Source organism: Parvibaculum sp. (genome assembly GCF_039973015.1).
GTDB lineage: Bacteria > Pseudomonadota > Alphaproteobacteria > Parvibaculales > Parvibaculaceae > Parvibaculum.
The window spans coordinates 26891-41567 of record NZ_JBDWLT010000008.1; the positions used below are offsets into that span (position 1 = coordinate 26891).

13 protein-coding genes are annotated in these 14677 nt (G+C 58.6%); 6 read left to right on the top strand and 7 right to left on the bottom strand.

Annotated elements, in window-relative coordinates; genetic code table 11:
• Positions 1 to 15 precede the first annotated feature (15 nt).
• Genes ABJO61_RS06350 through ABJO61_RS06370 form a run of 5 tightly spaced genes read right to left on the bottom strand, consistent with a single transcriptional unit; the run spans position 16 to position 7030 of the window.
• Complete coding sequence (locus ABJO61_RS06350; protein WP_348324356.1) at positions 16 to 1386, bottom strand: peptidase M20; 1371 nt, start codon at positions 1384 to 1386, stop codon at positions 16 to 18.
• Positions 1379 to 2053, bottom strand: a complete 675-nt coding sequence (locus ABJO61_RS06355) for a cysteine hydrolase (protein ID WP_348324354.1) — start codon at positions 2051 to 2053, stop codon at positions 1379 to 1381. The genes ABJO61_RS06350 and ABJO61_RS06355 overlap by 8 nt, the downstream gene beginning before the upstream one ends.
• Entirely contained in the window at positions 2050 to 3117 is a 1068-nt protein-coding gene (locus ABJO61_RS06360; protein ID WP_348324352.1) for an LLM class flavin-dependent oxidoreductase, read from the bottom strand. Before ABJO61_RS06360 ends, ABJO61_RS06355 begins: the two co-directional genes overlap by 4 nt.
• 47 nt (positions 3118 to 3164) lie before the next feature.
• Positions 3165 to 4502 carry an MFS transporter gene (locus ABJO61_RS06365; RefSeq protein WP_348324350.1) on the bottom strand — a complete coding sequence of 446 codons (1338 nt, stop codon included), beginning with the start codon at positions 4500 to 4502 and terminating at the stop codon, positions 3165 to 3167.
• 53 nt (positions 4503 to 4555) lie between these two features.
• Positions 4556 to 7030: a TonB-dependent receptor gene (locus ABJO61_RS06370; protein WP_348324348.1), complete on the bottom strand. Its 2475-nt coding sequence runs from the start codon at positions 7028 to 7030 to the stop codon at positions 4556 to 4558.
• 84 nt (positions 7031 to 7114) lie between these two features.
• On the opposite strand from ABJO61_RS06370, the gene ABJO61_RS06375 reads away from it, so the two are divergent.
• From ABJO61_RS06375 to ABJO61_RS06385, 3 genes are all read left to right on the top strand, one after another.
• Positions 7115 to 7381 carry a hypothetical protein gene (locus tag ABJO61_RS06375; protein WP_348331471.1) on the top strand — a complete coding sequence of 89 codons (267 nt, stop codon included), beginning with the start codon at positions 7115 to 7117 and terminating at the stop codon, positions 7379 to 7381.
• A 221-nt stretch (positions 7382 to 7602) separates the two neighbouring features.
• Entirely contained in the window at positions 7603 to 8457 is an 855-nt protein-coding gene (locus tag ABJO61_RS06380; protein WP_348324346.1) for a TauD/TfdA family dioxygenase, read from the top strand.
• Between the two features lie 35 nt (positions 8458 to 8492).
• Positions 8493 to 9338: an oxidoreductase gene (locus ABJO61_RS06385; RefSeq protein ID WP_348324344.1), complete on the top strand. Its 846-nt coding sequence runs from the start codon at positions 8493 to 8495 to the stop codon at positions 9336 to 9338.
• A 54-nt stretch (positions 9339 to 9392) separates the two neighbouring features.
• On the opposite strand, the gene ABJO61_RS06390 is transcribed toward ABJO61_RS06385, so the two are convergent.
• A complete protein-coding gene (locus tag ABJO61_RS06390; protein ID WP_348324342.1) occupies positions 9393 to 10208 on the bottom strand; it encodes a TauD/TfdA family dioxygenase in 816 nt (271 codons plus the stop codon).
• A 132-nt stretch (positions 10209 to 10340) separates the two neighbouring features.
• Positions 10341 to 10949, bottom strand: a complete 609-nt coding sequence (locus tag ABJO61_RS06395; protein WP_348324340.1) for an NAD(P)H-dependent oxidoreductase — start codon at positions 10947 to 10949, stop codon at positions 10341 to 10343.
• A gap of 331 nt (positions 10950 to 11280) precedes the next feature.
• Here ABJO61_RS06395 and ABJO61_RS06400 point away from each other — a divergent pair, with 331 nt between their 5' ends.
• The 3 genes from ABJO61_RS06400 to ABJO61_RS06410 all read left to right on the top strand — a co-directional run bounded on the left by ABJO61_RS06400 (position 11281) and on the right by ABJO61_RS06410 (position 14559).
• Entirely contained in the window at positions 11281 to 12465 is a 1185-nt protein-coding gene (locus ABJO61_RS06400) for an SRPBCC family protein (RefSeq protein WP_348324338.1), read from the top strand.
• A gap of 25 nt (positions 12466 to 12490) precedes the next feature.
• The gene (gene ygiD / locus ABJO61_RS06405) at positions 12491 to 13282 is read left to right on the top strand and encodes a 4,5-DOPA dioxygenase extradiol (protein ID WP_348324336.1); all 792 of its coding nucleotides are present in this window, start codon (positions 12491 to 12493) and stop codon (positions 13280 to 13282) included.
• A gap of 197 nt (positions 13283 to 13479) precedes the next feature.
• A complete protein-coding gene (locus ABJO61_RS06410) occupies positions 13480 to 14559 on the top strand; it encodes an acetamidase/formamidase family protein (RefSeq protein ID WP_348324334.1) in 1080 nt (359 codons plus the stop codon).
• Positions 14560 to 14677: the final 118 nt, after the last annotated feature.

Here is a 14677-nt window from a genome sequence, read left to right on the forward strand (position 1 = left end):
GTTTCTGCCGTCGCATCAGAAAGGATTGTCGCCATAGACCGGCTTGTAAGCGGCATTTTCTGCTCCATCCGGGGCCCGGCCGCAGATTGAAAGCGCAGTCAACGCGTATATCAGGGCGCTTTTGGCAAGGTCCGCCGGGGTGGGCCGCCAGCGGGGCATGCCCGTGGTGACTGCCGGAATGCGGTGCATGTTGAAGACGTTCTGATCGCGCCACATGCTCGAATAGACCGGGTTGGCACGTTGAAGCTTCTCGCCAAGCGTGAACTCCGTCGCATCTGCAACGGCAGCGACGAGCGGCGCCACGTCCTGCGCATTCGCCTCGAAGCCATGACGCACCACCATGGGTTCGATGTCGAAACCCTCGATATCGAATTGCCGCATGAGGGCTGCAAGCTCATGCTCGACATCCGCCGCCTTCTGGCGCGGTGTCAGCCCCGCTTCGAGATAGATAGAGACGACTTCGGTTCCGGTGCCGAAAGAATAGGGAATGCCGGCCTTGATGGAATCGATCTGGGTTTTCGGAATCGACACGCCACCCGCACTTTCATAGCGATGACGTTCGGGATAGGTCATGCCCCAGTCATGCAGTGCATCGATGATCGGCCCGAGGCGATAAATCGGATTCGGATGCTTAAGCGGATCGCCCGGATAGTCGAGAATTGGCGTGAAGACGCCCTGCCCGAAAATACGGATGCGGAAAACGACATAGCCGCAGCCCTGCCAGGTGAGGCCGAAGTCGCAGCCCTCGGCCGCGATTGCATAATCCGGGGCAACACCGCCGTGGTGAAAGAGGTAATGCGCGCCTATGTCCTTGCCGAGATAGTCGACGCCTTTCCGGTCTTCGATCGGCTCCGGTCCGATCTCACCGGGGCAAGCCGTGAGATAAAGTTTTCCGGCAAGCGGAATACCCGATTTGCGCAAGGCTTTGGCCGCGATCATGAAGCAACTCATCGGCCCGCGATCATTCGCTATGGGATAGCCGAAGAGTTTTCCGTCTTCGAGCCAGCATTCAAGCCATTCCCGGTTCGAGAGCGTTTCGGGCCGGTATTTCGCATTGTCGAGATCGGGCTCGTAGGTCGGGCTCTCTGTGTCGAGATGGGCCGTAAAAAGAAGGTTCGCACCTTCCGCACTCCCCCCATATTCGCCGATCACGTTCTGGCGCTCCGGTGTCGCGCCCGTGGTGCGGGGATTGAAGCCTTCGCGTTGCATCCAGTCGAAGACATACTGGCTCGCTGCCGCTTCGCTGCGTGACGGGCTCGGAATATTGCCGAGTTCAAGCGCCAGTTTGCAGAGCTCGTCTTCGTCAATCGCTGCGGCAATAGCTGCGCGTTCTTCCTCGGTCACCTGGTAGGGCGCCTTCGTCTCGATGTTCAAGGGATCAGACATGGGCAGCGCTCCATGCGTCTTCGATCTCTGCCGTGCTGCGCAGAACGGCACAGTTCATTTCAAGGATATTAAGGGCAGAACGGTGAACATCATCGCCGTAAGCGGCGCTGGCATCGTCCGCGATAATGATGTGGTAGTCGCGGTGGAAGGCATCGGACACGGTGTTGTCGATGCAGCATTCCGTCGTAAGACCGCAGACAACAAGTGTGTCGACGCCTTTTTCCATCAGTATTTCCGCGAAGTTGGTTGCGTGGAAGGCGCTGTATTTCGGCTTCATTACAACGGCATCACCCGGCTGCGGCAGAGGTCCGTAAAATGCAGCACCCGGTGTTCCCGCGCGGCAGACATTGCTTTCGGACTCAGGGTCACCGTCACGGCGGCGCATCCGTTCCATCCAGACGGGTGAGTCCGTTTCTGCCTTTGTTTCCAGCCCGATGAAGATGACCGGCACACCCGCTCCACGCGCCGAGGCGACAAGTCGCTTCATATTCGCGATGGCTCCGGGAACCGCGCTCATGTCGACGCCATAACTCGCCATCAGACCGTCCGGCGCTGCGAAATCGACCTGCACGTCGATGACGCAGAGCGCAGCACGCTTTGGCGAGATCCAGCCGGCGAGCTCACCGGGACCACCGCTCCCGGGTTTTGTTTCGGCCATAGCTGTCATGCGAAATGTGCCTTGAGGCCAGGGAGCACTTCCTTGCCGAAAGTCGTCAACCCTTTCACGTAATCGGGGTAGATGGTCATGATGCCGTCAAGTTCGCAGCCTTCGATCTGTTCCTTGAGCTTTTCCAGACAAGTCGCAGGCGTTCCCGCGACGGTATGCGTCATGAAGGTTTCCTTCGCCTTCTCACCCATGACGCTCGCACTGCCATCGGCCTCCATGCCGTAGCTGCGCATCATTCCCTGCACGGCGCCCCAGTCGAGACCCTGCTTGTAGTAGTCAACCGTCTTGGCCGCTTCCTCATCGGTATCGCCGAAGACGATGGTGCTCATTGCAAAAACACGGATCGTCGTGTCGTATTCGGCGGCCACACGACGCGCCAGGCGGCTGATGCGGAGCGTATCTTCCGCCGTCTTGCCGCCGATGAAGCATGCATCGGTATTCTGTACGGTGAACCGCAACCCGCGCTCCGACTGTCCCGCGCAGATCAGATAAGGCCGCGGGTTCGATACGGGTTTCGGGTCGGAAACGCAATCATTGAACTTGAAGAACTCGCCGTCATAGTCGACGTGGTCCTTCTCCCACATGGTCTTGACGAGCTTGGTCCACTCCTCGGCGTAGCGGTAGCGGCCATCATGATCGAGATCCGCAGGCCAGGCGCCCATCTGGTCGAACTCGTCCTTGAAGGCGCCGGAGACAATGTTCAGACCCGCTCTGCCGCCGGAGATGTGATCCAGCGTCGTAATCATCTTCGCGACCACGGCGGGGTTTTGCAGCAGCGTATGAACGGTGGCGATGATGCGCGCGTTCTTCGTCGCTTCGGCGATGCCCGCCATCATGGTCACGGATTCAAGCGAGGTTCCCCAATGCCCGGTTTCACCGCCGAAGCCGCGCCATTTCATCATCGACATGATGAAATCGAGACCGATTTCGTCTGCGATCATCGCCGCTTCGCGGTTCTGCTTGTAGGACGCATCAAGCGGCGGCGTGTTCTTCGAGATAATCCATCCGCCATTGGCGATGGGCAGGAAGACGCCGAATTCTTTTTTTCCGGTGGAAGAAGACATTTTTCTCAACCTCGTATTAAACCAGTAATCCGTTCCGTGCCGCCGCGTCAGACGCCAAGCTTGGCGGGCTCACCTTCCATCGCATGCTCCATGTCACCTGCCTGGGCGAGTGCGGCGGCGGTCATCACCGCTTCTTCTTCCCGTTCCTCTTCGTCGGAGATGCGCACGGGCGGCCGCATGAAGAAGACGGCAACCATCACTACCAGGGGCACCAGCGCATAAAGGAAGAAGGCCCAGACGAAGGTGCCGGTCACATCTCGCAGATAGCCACCCAGAAAGGGGCCGAAGGAGGCGAGCGTTGCCGCCACATTCATGAAGGAGAAGAGTTCGAGGTAGGCATTGCGGCCGAAATAATTCATCAGCAGCACGCTCGTCGCGAGAAAGGTCGTGCCGTAGCCGATACCGATGCCGACTGAATAGACAATGAGAGCCAGCCAGTTGGTGCCAACGCCCAGACCGATCATGCCTACGACAAGAAGTGCAAGCGATACCATCAGCAGGCGTTTCGGATCGATATATTCCCCGATGAAGCCGCTGACGGCGCGCGATGCCGCATTGAGGAAAGCCTCGAAGCTGAGCAGACCGGCGGCTACCGCCATCCCGACACCGATCTCTGTCAGGTGGCCGACGGAAAGGCTGTTGACCGTGATGCCGCAAAGCAGGAACGAAACATAGCCCGCCGCGATGATGTAGAACTGCGGTGTGCGGAGCGCCTGCATCGCCGTCCATTTTTGCCGCGTGATATAGACGCCGGAAGCGGACTCATCGACGGCTGCATTCGCGATGTCCTCGGCGCGCTGGTCTTCCGCCTCTCCTTCGCGCAGAAAGGCGGCGGTCAGCACACCGGACGCCGCCATCAGAATGGCGATGATCATCCAGTGCATCCGCCATTCTTCCCAGATGCCGACTGCCGCGAAGTAAACGAGCGGACCGGCGATACCGCCGACGCCACCGATTGTGAAATAGATGCCGAAAGCCATGGACTGCTTCTTGAAGCAGCGGGCGATCATGTAGGTGCCGGGAACCGTCGCGACGAAGGAAAAGCCTGTGCCCGCGAGCAGCATGGCAATGAAATAGGTGGGGACGTCCTGAACGACGTAAAGAAGCATGAAGCCCGCAACAAGGATGGCTGTACCGAACAGAACAGTCGCGCGGACACCGAACTTGCGGATCATGTAGGCGGGCGGATAGCTCGACAGGCCGCAGGAGACGCCAAGAAGGGTGAAACCCAGACCTGCTGCCGTCCAGTCCCAACCGAGTTCGCTCACCATATCGGGGAGCACCACGCCAAGCGACGTGAAGGTGCCGGCTGTTACAAGAAAGAACAGGACGCTGAAGGACAGCAAGACAAACCACGGATATACAAACTCTTTCGTGTCGTTCATCTGCTGGCCTCCAGACATCATGTACTCGGGTTACGCGGTCGTAGCTTCGATACTCAGAAGCGGTAGGTTGCCGTCAGTCTCCATTCGCGGCCCTTGCCGGGCAGCACGGCGACGTCGCCATAGAGATCCTGAAGCGGGGTGAAGTATTCTTCGTCGAGAAGGTTGTCGATGTTGAGTGCGAGCTTCCAGCTATTGAAGTCCGCATAGGCCGACGCCTGGACGACGAAGTAGTCGGGATACTTCACGGGATCAGCTGCAAGCCCAGCCGTCTCGGAGACATAGCGCACGCCCCATGTCGTACCGGCATGACCCCATGCGTACTGATCGGACGTATAGGTACCGAAGAGGCTCAAGACCCTTTCAGGAATACGGCGGTCTTCGATCTCGCCTGCGTAGTAGCTGTTGCCGGTGATGCCAGCGATACCGCTGAAGGAATAGCCGACAAGCGCTGCACCGTAGTAGTCCTCCGGGTTGTAGCCGAAGGTCTCCGGCGTGAAGTAGTAGAAGGCATCGTAGCTGCCGAGGAACTTGGTCTTCTGCGCGTTACCGGCAAAGGTGAAGCTCAGGTTCTTCGTTGCAAGATAACGCAGCTCAAGCTCAACGCCCTCGCCTTCCGTTTCGTCGACATTGCCACTGACATTGTCGAGGACCGTGCGGTGCTGACGATAGAAGGAGAGTGCGCCGGTGAGAACGCCATCGAAAGCTTCAAGCTTGACGCCGGCTTCGAGCAGGTCACCATCCGACAGGTAGGAGCCGTTGGCAATGTTGCTGGTGGAGATATCGCCAGCCTGGCCGAATTCCAGTGCGACGGTTTCGGCATAGGTCAGGTAGGGGCGGACGCCATAAGGCCCCTTGTACATGATCATGCCGCTATAGGTGAAAGCGTCGCTGTCGTCGCTCTGTGAACCACCGGTACAGAAGCAGAGAGCCCCGCGTTCTTCCGAGTCCACACTGTAGACGTCGTACCGGCCCGTACCGGTGATCAAGAGCGTGTCGGCAATATCGAGATCCATCATCGCGAAGATGCCGATATCGTTCCACTTTGACTTGGTGTCGATGTCCCAGGTGTAGCCGGAACCCGGCATGAAGGGCGAACCGAGCTGGTCTGTGGCCGTCGCACCTTGCGAAAGGTCACGCCGGTCCAGCGCGATACCGCCATAGTTGAAGGACTCTTTTTTCGTCGCGTCGTAGAAGCGGTTGCTCACGCCGACATTGAAGGCGGCGGTGACCGGCTCGTCGGGAACCTTTACATCGAAGTTGTAGCTGACGCGGCCTTCGATTGTGTAAGCCTCGTAGTCCGCCGGAAAGCCGTAGCTCACGAAGCGCTCATTATCGAGCGAGTCATAGAAGAGTTGGAACTTGAGTTCCGACCCGTTCGTGAACCCCTTTATAAGGTCGGCATAGAGCGTCATCGTCGTTGTGTCGGAGAAATCGAGATCGCTCGTATAGACGTCGCGCGGGCTCAAAGTGGTCGTGCCAACGCCCGTGTCGAGCTGACGATAGACGAGAGGAACATCGCAGAAGCCGAAGCATTCCGGCGCGCCCGTCAAGCCACCCGGCGGCAATTCACCGGCATCGATATAGCCATTGCCGTTCGCGTCGATCAGGCCCGAATTCGTCCCCGTGGTATAAGTGCCGTTGTCGATCAAATTCTGGGTGACGCGGTTCCAGCCGGGTGTCTGCACATAACCTTTAGACTGGTAGAACATGAGCCCGCCGCCATAGGTCCAGCCATCCAGCGTTTCGAACTGAGCGGTACTCTGCAGCAACTGATGTTCAGGCTCGATACCGCGATAGAAGCTCTCGGAATCCTCAAGCTCGCCATAGATGTAAACGCCGCCGGCCGTATCGCCGAAGTTGAGCGGGATTCCAGTCTCGAAGGTGCCGTTCTTTTTCTCATAAGAACCGATTGTGCCGGTCACCTCACCCGAGATGTCCGTCATGTAGCCCGCTTCTTCGCTGATCTTCGCCGTCTTGGGCTCAAGGTTCAGGAGGCCGCCCACCTTGCCGGGTCCGAAATTCGCCGTCGGCGGGCCGCGCAGGATATCGACGCGCGAGGCAGCGCCGATCGGTGTCTGGTAGGTACCGCGGTTTTCGATACGCTTGAAACCGTGGAAGTAGGTTTCGGCAAGCAAGCCGCGGACATTGAGCGCCCCTTCAACGCCATAGAACGAGGCCGTGAAGGTGCCTGGTGAGACGGCGGCGAGATCATCAACGGTGGTCACGCCATAAGCGTCGAGTGTTTGATCGCTGACAAAGGTTGCCGACCGCGGCGTTTCGAGAAGCGGCTTTTTCATACCGAACAGCAGATCGCTCGGCTGCTGCTCCAGCAGACCGGCCCTGTCTCGCTCGGAGATGACCGTCATCTCCTTGACTTCGCCGGAGGTTTCGACCGGCGCGGCCTCCATCACCGGAATGTTTTCGTCGAGGATCTCCTGCGCCTGCGTGCCCGACGGCACGATCAGGGCAGCGACCATGGCCAACAGGGCCAGATGTGATGTGGTGCCGAGGTAATGTGATTTGCTCATACGTGACGCCCCCAATCGCAATACAAGGAAGAGCAGTTTTCTTCGCAGATGCGGTATAGAGAGCAAGGCGTGTGCCAGATTCACATGATGTTGATTTTTCTATGTTTTTTTCAATTTCTTCAGAAACAAGCGCTGCATCTGACAAAAAATCATCATGCATCGCAGCAGAAATCTGGCCTCGTGCATCCGTTCGCGGCAGCTGGCGGGGCGAGGGGGGAATTTGGTCAAGTATCCGTTCGCCTTTGCGTCACCGGACAAGTCCTGCAGGAGTGTCGCGCGGCTCATCTGCAGGGCAGCTACCTCCCGGTAGAGGCTTTTGCCTCCATGAATGATAATTTCACCAGGGCATGAAACCATCGGCAGGGCGCAGAAAAGCAGCAAAAGGAACGCTGCTGCCCTCTTCGTTTGCGTTTCTAGCACTGCCTTTCACAAAACTGATGAAATCTTGGTCACATCGCCATGCGCGCCCCAAAGGCCAAAAAACCACCCAACTCATAGGGCGCGCGCAAGCAAGACCGTCAAGAGTATGTGGCCGTAGGGTCCGGCAACATCCGGTACAAAATGGCGTGATAATGACGACCGACCTTGAACTGCGTACCCGGCCGCTGATGCCGGGCTTCGGTGTCGAAATCTTCGACGTTGACCTGAAGACCGCCGGCAGCGATGCACGCCGGAAAGTCGTCGAGCTGTTTCACGCGAACGGCGCGATCCTGTTGCGCGGTCAGGATTTAGCCCCAGACGGACTCATGTCTTTCATCGAACTCTTCGGCGAAGCTGAAGACCATACACAGACGCAGTTCACGTTGCCGGGCTATCCGAAAATCTTCCTGCTTTCCAACAAGGTCGTCGATGGCAAACCCATTGGCGCGCATAATGACGGTGTCGGATGGCATACCGACTATTCCTACAAGGAAGAGCCGGTCATGTGCACCATGCTCTATGCCGTCGAGGTGCCGGACGAAGGCAGCGACACGCTGCTCGCCGATCTCTGCGCTGCTTACGATTCCCTCTCCGCAGAACAGCAGGCAAAGCTCGATGGCCTCGTGCTTCATCACAGCTATCAGCACCTGATGTCCACACGGCAGTTTGGCCGCATGGAAATCAGCGACGACCTGAAAGCGGCCAATCCAGATGTCTTTCATCCGCTGATCCGCACCCACCCCGCCGACGGACGAAAGGCGCTTTGGGTCAGCACCGGTACTGTGAAAGGCATTGTCGGCATGCCTGACGAGGAAGCTCATGCGCTCATCGAGGAGCTCGTCGAATTTGTTACCAGTGAGAAATTTGTCCACCGCCACAAATGGCAGGTCGGCGACATACTCATGTGGGACAATCGCTGTACGCTGCATACCGGAACCGTGTTTGACGACACGAAATATGTCCGGCTAATGCACCGCCTCTGGGTCAAGGGCGACAAGCCCTTCTGACACCTGCCGCGACATCTGAAACGGAGAATAAAGCCATGCCGGACACCTCTCGCAAGTGGTGGATCACAGGCGTGAGCAGCGGACTCGGCAAGGCGATTGCCGCTGCCGCGCTGGAGCGTGGCGATTTCGTTGCCGGCACTGTGCGCCGTGAATCGGATTTGAAGACTTTCGAGGCGCAGGCGCCCGGCAGGGCTCTCGGTGTCCTCCTCGATATAACGGACGGCAATGCTGTGAGAAAAGCAGCCACCGCCGTCGAAGAACGCACAGGCGGCATTGATATTCTCGTCAACAATGCGGGCTATGGGCTCGTCGGCGCGATCGAGGAAGCAAGTGCGGAGGAAATTCGCGGACAGTTCGAAGTGAATGTCTTTGGCGCAATCAGCGTTATCCAGTCCATTCTTCCCTTCATGCGCGGGCGGCGACGCGGGCACATCCTCAACGTGACGTCGGTCAGCGGCCTCGCACCCTGGATGGGAACCGGGATCTACGGCGCAACGAAATACGCGCTCGAATGCATCGGCCAGACACTCGCCGAAGAGGTCCGCCCTCTCGGTATAAAGGTCACGAATGTCGCGCCCGGCGGACTGCGCACGGATTTTGCCACGCGCTCTCTTACGGTTTGCAAATCGGAAATTGCGGACTACGAACCGACCGCCCACCTTGCGCGCAGCATTCTTTCAGGTCATGGCGGCAACGAAGGCGGCGATCCCGTGAAGGCCGCACTTGCGATCCTGAAAGCCGTGGATGCGGAAGAGCCGCCACTTCATCTTCTGCTCGGGGCGGATGCACTTCACTATGTGGGACGAAAGCTCGGTGCCTTTCACGCGGAAATCGCGGACTGGGCGCCCGTCACACTGTCGATTGCCCACGACGAAAGCTAACCGGGAAAAGCTTCTACCGCGATAGCCCTTGTTGCAGAACGGAGCGGCCCGCCATCAGGCGGGACGCTGTGTCTCTGCGACAGTGACGCGGAAGCCCGAACGCACTTGCGGGAAATAATCCCACACCGCGAGATGCCAGGTGCAGCGGTTGTCCCAGAAGGCGACCGATTTGGGCTCCCAGCGAAAGCGCACATGGAAATTCGGATTGGCGCAGTGCTTGTAGAGCATCTGGAGAACACCATCGCTCTCCGCCTTGCCGAGGCCGACAATCTCGGTCGTATAGGACGGATTGACGAAAATGCCTTTGCGCCCCGTCACCGGATGTGTGCGCACCACCGGATGCGTGTTGCAGGGGAAGCGCTTGTTCGGATCGTTCACGATGGGGCGGTAAACATGTTCACCATCATGCACGGCCTGAAGGCCCTCAAGATAAGCCTGCATGCCGGGCGACAGTGCTTCATAGGCGGCATACATGCTGGCAAACATGGTATCGCCACCCACCTCCGGCACGACCGGCAGATAGAGAATACTGCCCATCGGCGGAATCTCGTTGCAAGTAAGATCCGAATGCCAGTTCTCTCCTGCCACGAATTTCGAGTTTTCGTCGGCGTGGATTGAGACGATCTCGGGATGCTCGGCAAGGCCCGCCACGCCACTATGAATGGCCAGTTCGCCGAAAGCCCTGCCGAGTTCTTTGTGACGAACATGATCAAGATCCTGATCACGCAGAAAGATGACTTGATGCTGCATCAACGCGTCGTGCAGCTCATCGATGACCTTGTTCGTCAGCGGCTCGGAAAGGTCGACACCTTCAATCTCCGCACCTATCCGCGCTGTCATCGGCTTTACCGTCAAGACTTCGTAATCCATCGCCTTGGCCCTGCACTGAACTCGAGGAAAACTCACCATACGGGGCACGGCATCCACGCCCATAGAAACACTAATCAAAAGCCATGCCAAAGGCTTGTCTGGGAACGCCCAAGCATTTGACCGCGCCCGGCCTTACATGCCGAATGGATAGGTCTTGAGGTCGAAGGCCTTGCTGTCACGCACCGTCCTGAGCGCCTTGGCATATTCGACAAGCATGGCAAGGCTGAAATCGCAGCGGTTCTCGATCGCCGTCTCGGCTTCCTCGTCCTTCGCAGGGGTTCCGTTGAGTACGCTCTTCACGCCGCGAATGAGAAGGTGATCGGGAATCCAGCAGATACGGTTGTTCTTGAAACCGGTCAGCCGCAGCTCGACCATCGGATAGGTGCCGCCCGCGCTCGCGGAGATGCCGACGATGAGACCCGGCTTGTGCGCCAGTTCGCTGGTGCAAAGCAGAAGCATGTTCTTCAGCGCGGGTGGCGCCATGCCGTGCCACTCGGGCACAACAACGACGAAACCGTCACAGGAAGAAAGCTCTGCCGAAATGGGCTTCCAAGCATTGTTCAACGGGGAGGGTTCCGAAGAGAATGCGGATTCGTCCCAGAAAGGCAGAGGCGCAAGGCCGAGATCGATCGGATCGCCCGCCACCGCGCCACGCGCCTTCAGTCGCTCCGCCAGATAAGCCGCAACCTTGAGCGATTGAGACTTCGGCCGCTGGCTACCCGATATAACGCTGATTTTCATGATGTCCTACATTGTGTGGCACGCAGCTGCCGTGCCGTCCTTTGCACGGAAAAGACTAGGCTCTGCCGCAGCCACGGTCTTGTCCGCAGGCGCGCATTTGTTTTCCCGTTGCGCTCCAACGAACGCAGAACGAATCCGAATGCTGCTTTTAAAGGCGACCGCTCGCCGTTTTTCTAGGCAGTCGCACGCCCTGCCCCGCTCGCGGACAACAGTTTGGACGCACAGCCGCAAGAGATATGGGGGGCGCTTGCCTAGTATCGCCGTCAGATAGTCAGAGGCCCGAAATTTGCGTCTCCTTCAATACGGGCCAGCGTTCGAGCGGAGTGTTTTCATGTCCACCAATATCCTCACCGATGCGTTCTTCGAGGGGTTCACCAGCTCTCTTGGCGACGTCACCGAAGCGGAAACGCTGCCTCCTGCCTGCTATACGGATGAGGAATTTTTCGAGTTCGAGAAAGACGCTCTCTTTAATCGCGAATGGCTCTGCGTCGGGCGCGAGGACTGGGTAAAGAGTCCGGGCGACTATTTCACAACAACACATATCGGCGAACCGCTGATCATTTCTCGTACACGCGAAGGCGAGTTAAAGGCCCTGTCGGCCGTCTGCCAGCATCGGGCCATGCTCGTTGCGGAAGGACGCGGCAACACCAAGGCCTTTGTCTGCCCCTATCACCACTGGACCTATGGGCTGGACGGCCGCCTGGTGGGAGCACCCGCCATGAGCAAGACCTGCGATTTCGATCGCAACGATGTGGGCCTGCCTGAGATCAAGACGGAAATCTGGGAAGGCTTCATCTTCGTCAATTTCGATGCCGATGCGCCACCGCTGGCGCCCCGCCTCACGACGGTGAGTGAGGCGCTGGTCAACTATGACCTCCCGAACGCCGAGGGCGCCGTCCCGGAAGAGCCGCAGAGCTATCCGTGGAACTGGAAGGTCATGATGGAGAACAACAATGACGGGTATCACGCGACCCGTCTTCACAAAGGGCCGCTCCACGACTTCATTCCGAGCGAACTCGCCACCTTTCCTGCAATGCCGGAGGGAAGCGCCGGCTATCTGCGCTTCAACGGAACGCTCCATCCCGACGCCGCCTTCAACCCGCTGCAGAAAGCTGTGCTTCCAGTCTTTCCGAAGCTGACGCCCGAAGAGCGGCATCGCGCGATGTTCGCGAATATCCCGCCCTCGCTTTCGCTCGTCATCACCTCCGACATGGTGATCTACCTGATCCTTCATGCGGAATCCGCCAACAGCCACTCCATGACCATCGGCTGGCTGGTCGCACCGGGCGCCATGTCCGAACCGCTTTTTCAAGAGCGCCTCGACATGAACATGCGGACCGCCATGGAAATCACGGAGCAGGATCTCCATGTAGACAAGCTTGTGCAGATTGGCCTCAAATCGCGCTTCTCCGTGCGCGGCCGCTATTCGTGGCAGGAGCGCGCACAGAGCGATCTCAATCACTGGCTTGTCGCGCGCTATCAGCAGGAGTGGCAGCGCCGCAAAGCCGCTTCGTGACTCATATTGAACCGGACCACATCAGATGCAGACCAATAGCGGCAAGCCGCAGCCCGCGATTTTCTTTGGCCATGGAAGCCCCGGCAACGTCCTGGAGGACAATTTTGTCACCCGGACCTGGGAAAATCTCGGCCGCGAGTTCGGCAAACCGAAGGGCATTATTTGCGTTTCTGCCCATTGGTATACGCGTGGTGTCCGGGTAACGGCGGGCGCCCATCCCGGCACGATCCACGATTTCGGCGGCTTCCCAAAAGCGATGTACGACATGCGTTATCCGGCGCCCGGCAGCCCGGAGCTCGCTGCGGCCATCCGCGAGAGGCTCGCTCCGGTCGATGTCGAACTCGACGAAGAGCGCGGATTTGACCACGGCTCGTGGTGCGTTCTCGTAAAGGTCTTTCCGCAAGCCGATGTGCCACTCGTCCAGATCGGCATGGATGCCTCTCTTTCTCCGGCGCAGCATTTCGAAATTGGCAAGATCCTCGGTGCTTTCCGCGATGAAGGTTATCTCCTCATGGGCAGCGGCAACATCGTCCACAACCTGCCGGAGATGGACTGGCAGATGCGAGATGGCAGCTATGACTGGGCCGGTCGTTTCGGGGACTACATTCGGGGCAGCATTGCGAACGACGTGCCGGAAAACCTTATCGACTATGTGTCCCAGGACAGGGACGCTACGCTTTCCGTGCCGCATCCCGATCACTACCTGCCCCTTCTCTATGTCATGGGTGCCCGTCGCGCCGGCGAACCCGTGCGTTTCGAGACGCCGATTGTCGAATATGGCTCGTTGGACATGACCACCGTCGTCATCGGCGGCTGACACTTCCTTTTCGCCGCATCGGGAGGCAGGTTGCCCAAGCAATCTGCCTCCCCACGAGGCAACGCCTTAAACGGCAGGTGCATCCGGCAATATCTTCTGCGCGCCAAAGCAAGACCGTTTCTGCCTGAAGCTTGAGACTGGTGGCATTCGCTCCCGTGGTCCGCGGGAGTACCAGTATCAAGGCACGAGGAGTTTTCATGGCGCATTCTGTCATTCCAGGATTCAAGGCGGCGTCGCACGCTCATCCCACGGCGCTTCATCTCCTCAAGGCCACGCCAGAAACCTGTCACTGGGGATATTTCGATCCGTCGCTTGCGCCCGTTCTTACCGTGAACAGCGGAGACCTCGTTCAAGCCGAGGCCGTCACACATCATGCGGGCGACGCTCCAGAACTGATGATGGACGACGCCGTCCGCCACATCTACGACACCATCCCTGAGAGCGACCGCAATCCCGGCGTTCACCTGATGACAGGTCCGATCTACGTCAAGGACGCAAAGCCGGGCGACATGCTGGAAGTACGCTACCTGCGCATGGTACCGCGCTTCGACTATGGCTCGAACCTCGCCGCAAACTGGGGCCACCTCTACAAGGAATTCGGCGAAAAGGAACGAGTGACGATCTACCGGCTCGACCGCGCGACAAACCAGGCGGAAGCTCACTACGCCTATGATTATCCGGGTCTCTACGAGACCCCCGGCAAGATCACCAACTGTCCGGAATGCGACCGGCACAAGGCGCTGAACGGTGTGCGCGTTCCCGTGCGCCCGCATCTTGGAACAGCGGGCGTCGCGCCCGATGTTCCGGGCCGCATCAGCACTATCCCGCCGGGCGCGCATGGCGGCAATATCGACAACTGGCGTATCGGCGCAGGCGCCACGATGTTTTATCCCGTCGCGGTCGATGGCGGCCTCTTTTCCGTCGGCGATCCGCACATTTCGCAGGGCGATGGCGAAATCAGCGGCACCGCCATCGAAGCCTCGCTGGACGTTCTCTTCCAGATCGTGCTCCGCAAGGATTTTGAATTTCCCTCACCGCTTCTCGAAACCCCGAATTACTGGATCGTCCATGGTTTCGATGAGGATCTGAACGTCGCGATGCGCAATGCCTCGCTCGACATGCTGAAATTCCTCAACGAAGAACGCGATCTCAGCAAGGACGACGCCTACTCCCTGATGAGCATTTCAGCCGACTTCACCGTCACGCAAGTGGTGGACGGGCGGCAAGGCGTTCATGTCCGTATGCCGCGTACCATCTTTGCACCGGACAAGAAATAGCTGCAAATCTTGGCTTTCCCTTGAGGCATGCTTTTTGCGATGCAACAAGCATGTGAGGCAGGCGGCGGGCCAAGTGCAACGATTCCGAAGTGTTGGACCAGTAAAGCCCTTCGAACTG

Excerpts from the sequence above, each read along its gene's own strand:
- ABJO61_RS06390 (WP_348324342.1), bottom strand. The coding sequence starts at position 10,208 with ATGGATTACGAAGTCTTGACGGTAAAGCCGATGACAGCGCGGATAGGT.
- ABJO61_RS06380 (WP_348324346.1), top strand. The coding sequence starts at position 7,603 with ATGACGACCGACCTTGAACTGCGTACCCGGCCGCTGATGCCGGGCTTC.
- ABJO61_RS06395 (WP_348324340.1), bottom strand. The coding sequence starts at position 10,949 with ATGAAAATCAGCGTTATATCGGGTAGCCAGCGGCCGAAGTCTCAATCG.
- ABJO61_RS06370 (WP_348324348.1), bottom strand. The coding sequence starts at position 7,030 with ATGAGCAAATCACATTACCTCGGCACCACATCACATCTGGCCCTGTTG.
- ABJO61_RS06375 (WP_348331471.1), top strand. The coding sequence starts at position 7,115 with ATGATGTTGATTTTTCTATGTTTTTTTCAATTTCTTCAGAAACAAGCG.
- ygiD (WP_348324336.1), top strand. The coding sequence starts at position 12,491 with ATGCAGACCAATAGCGGCAAGCCGCAGCCCGCGATTTTCTTTGGCCAT.
- ABJO61_RS06385 (WP_348324344.1), top strand. The coding sequence starts at position 8,493 with ATGCCGGACACCTCTCGCAAGTGGTGGATCACAGGCGTGAGCAGCGGA.
- ABJO61_RS06360 (WP_348324352.1), bottom strand. The coding sequence starts at position 3,117 with ATGTCTTCTTCCACCGGAAAAAAAGAATTCGGCGTCTTCCTGCCCATC.
- ABJO61_RS06355 (WP_348324354.1), bottom strand. The coding sequence starts at position 2,053 with ATGACAGCTATGGCCGAAACAAAACCCGGGAGCGGTGGTCCCGGTGAG.
- ABJO61_RS06410 (WP_348324334.1), top strand. The coding sequence starts at position 13,480 with ATGGCGCATTCTGTCATTCCAGGATTCAAGGCGGCGTCGCACGCTCAT.
- ABJO61_RS06365 (WP_348324350.1), bottom strand. The coding sequence starts at position 4,502 with ATGAACGACACGAAAGAGTTTGTATATCCGTGGTTTGTCTTGCTGTCC.
- ABJO61_RS06350 (WP_348324356.1), bottom strand. The coding sequence starts at position 1,386 with ATGTCTGATCCCTTGAACATCGAGACGAAGGCGCCCTACCAGGTGACC.
- ABJO61_RS06400 (WP_348324338.1), top strand. The coding sequence starts at position 11,281 with ATGTCCACCAATATCCTCACCGATGCGTTCTTCGAGGGGTTCACCAGC.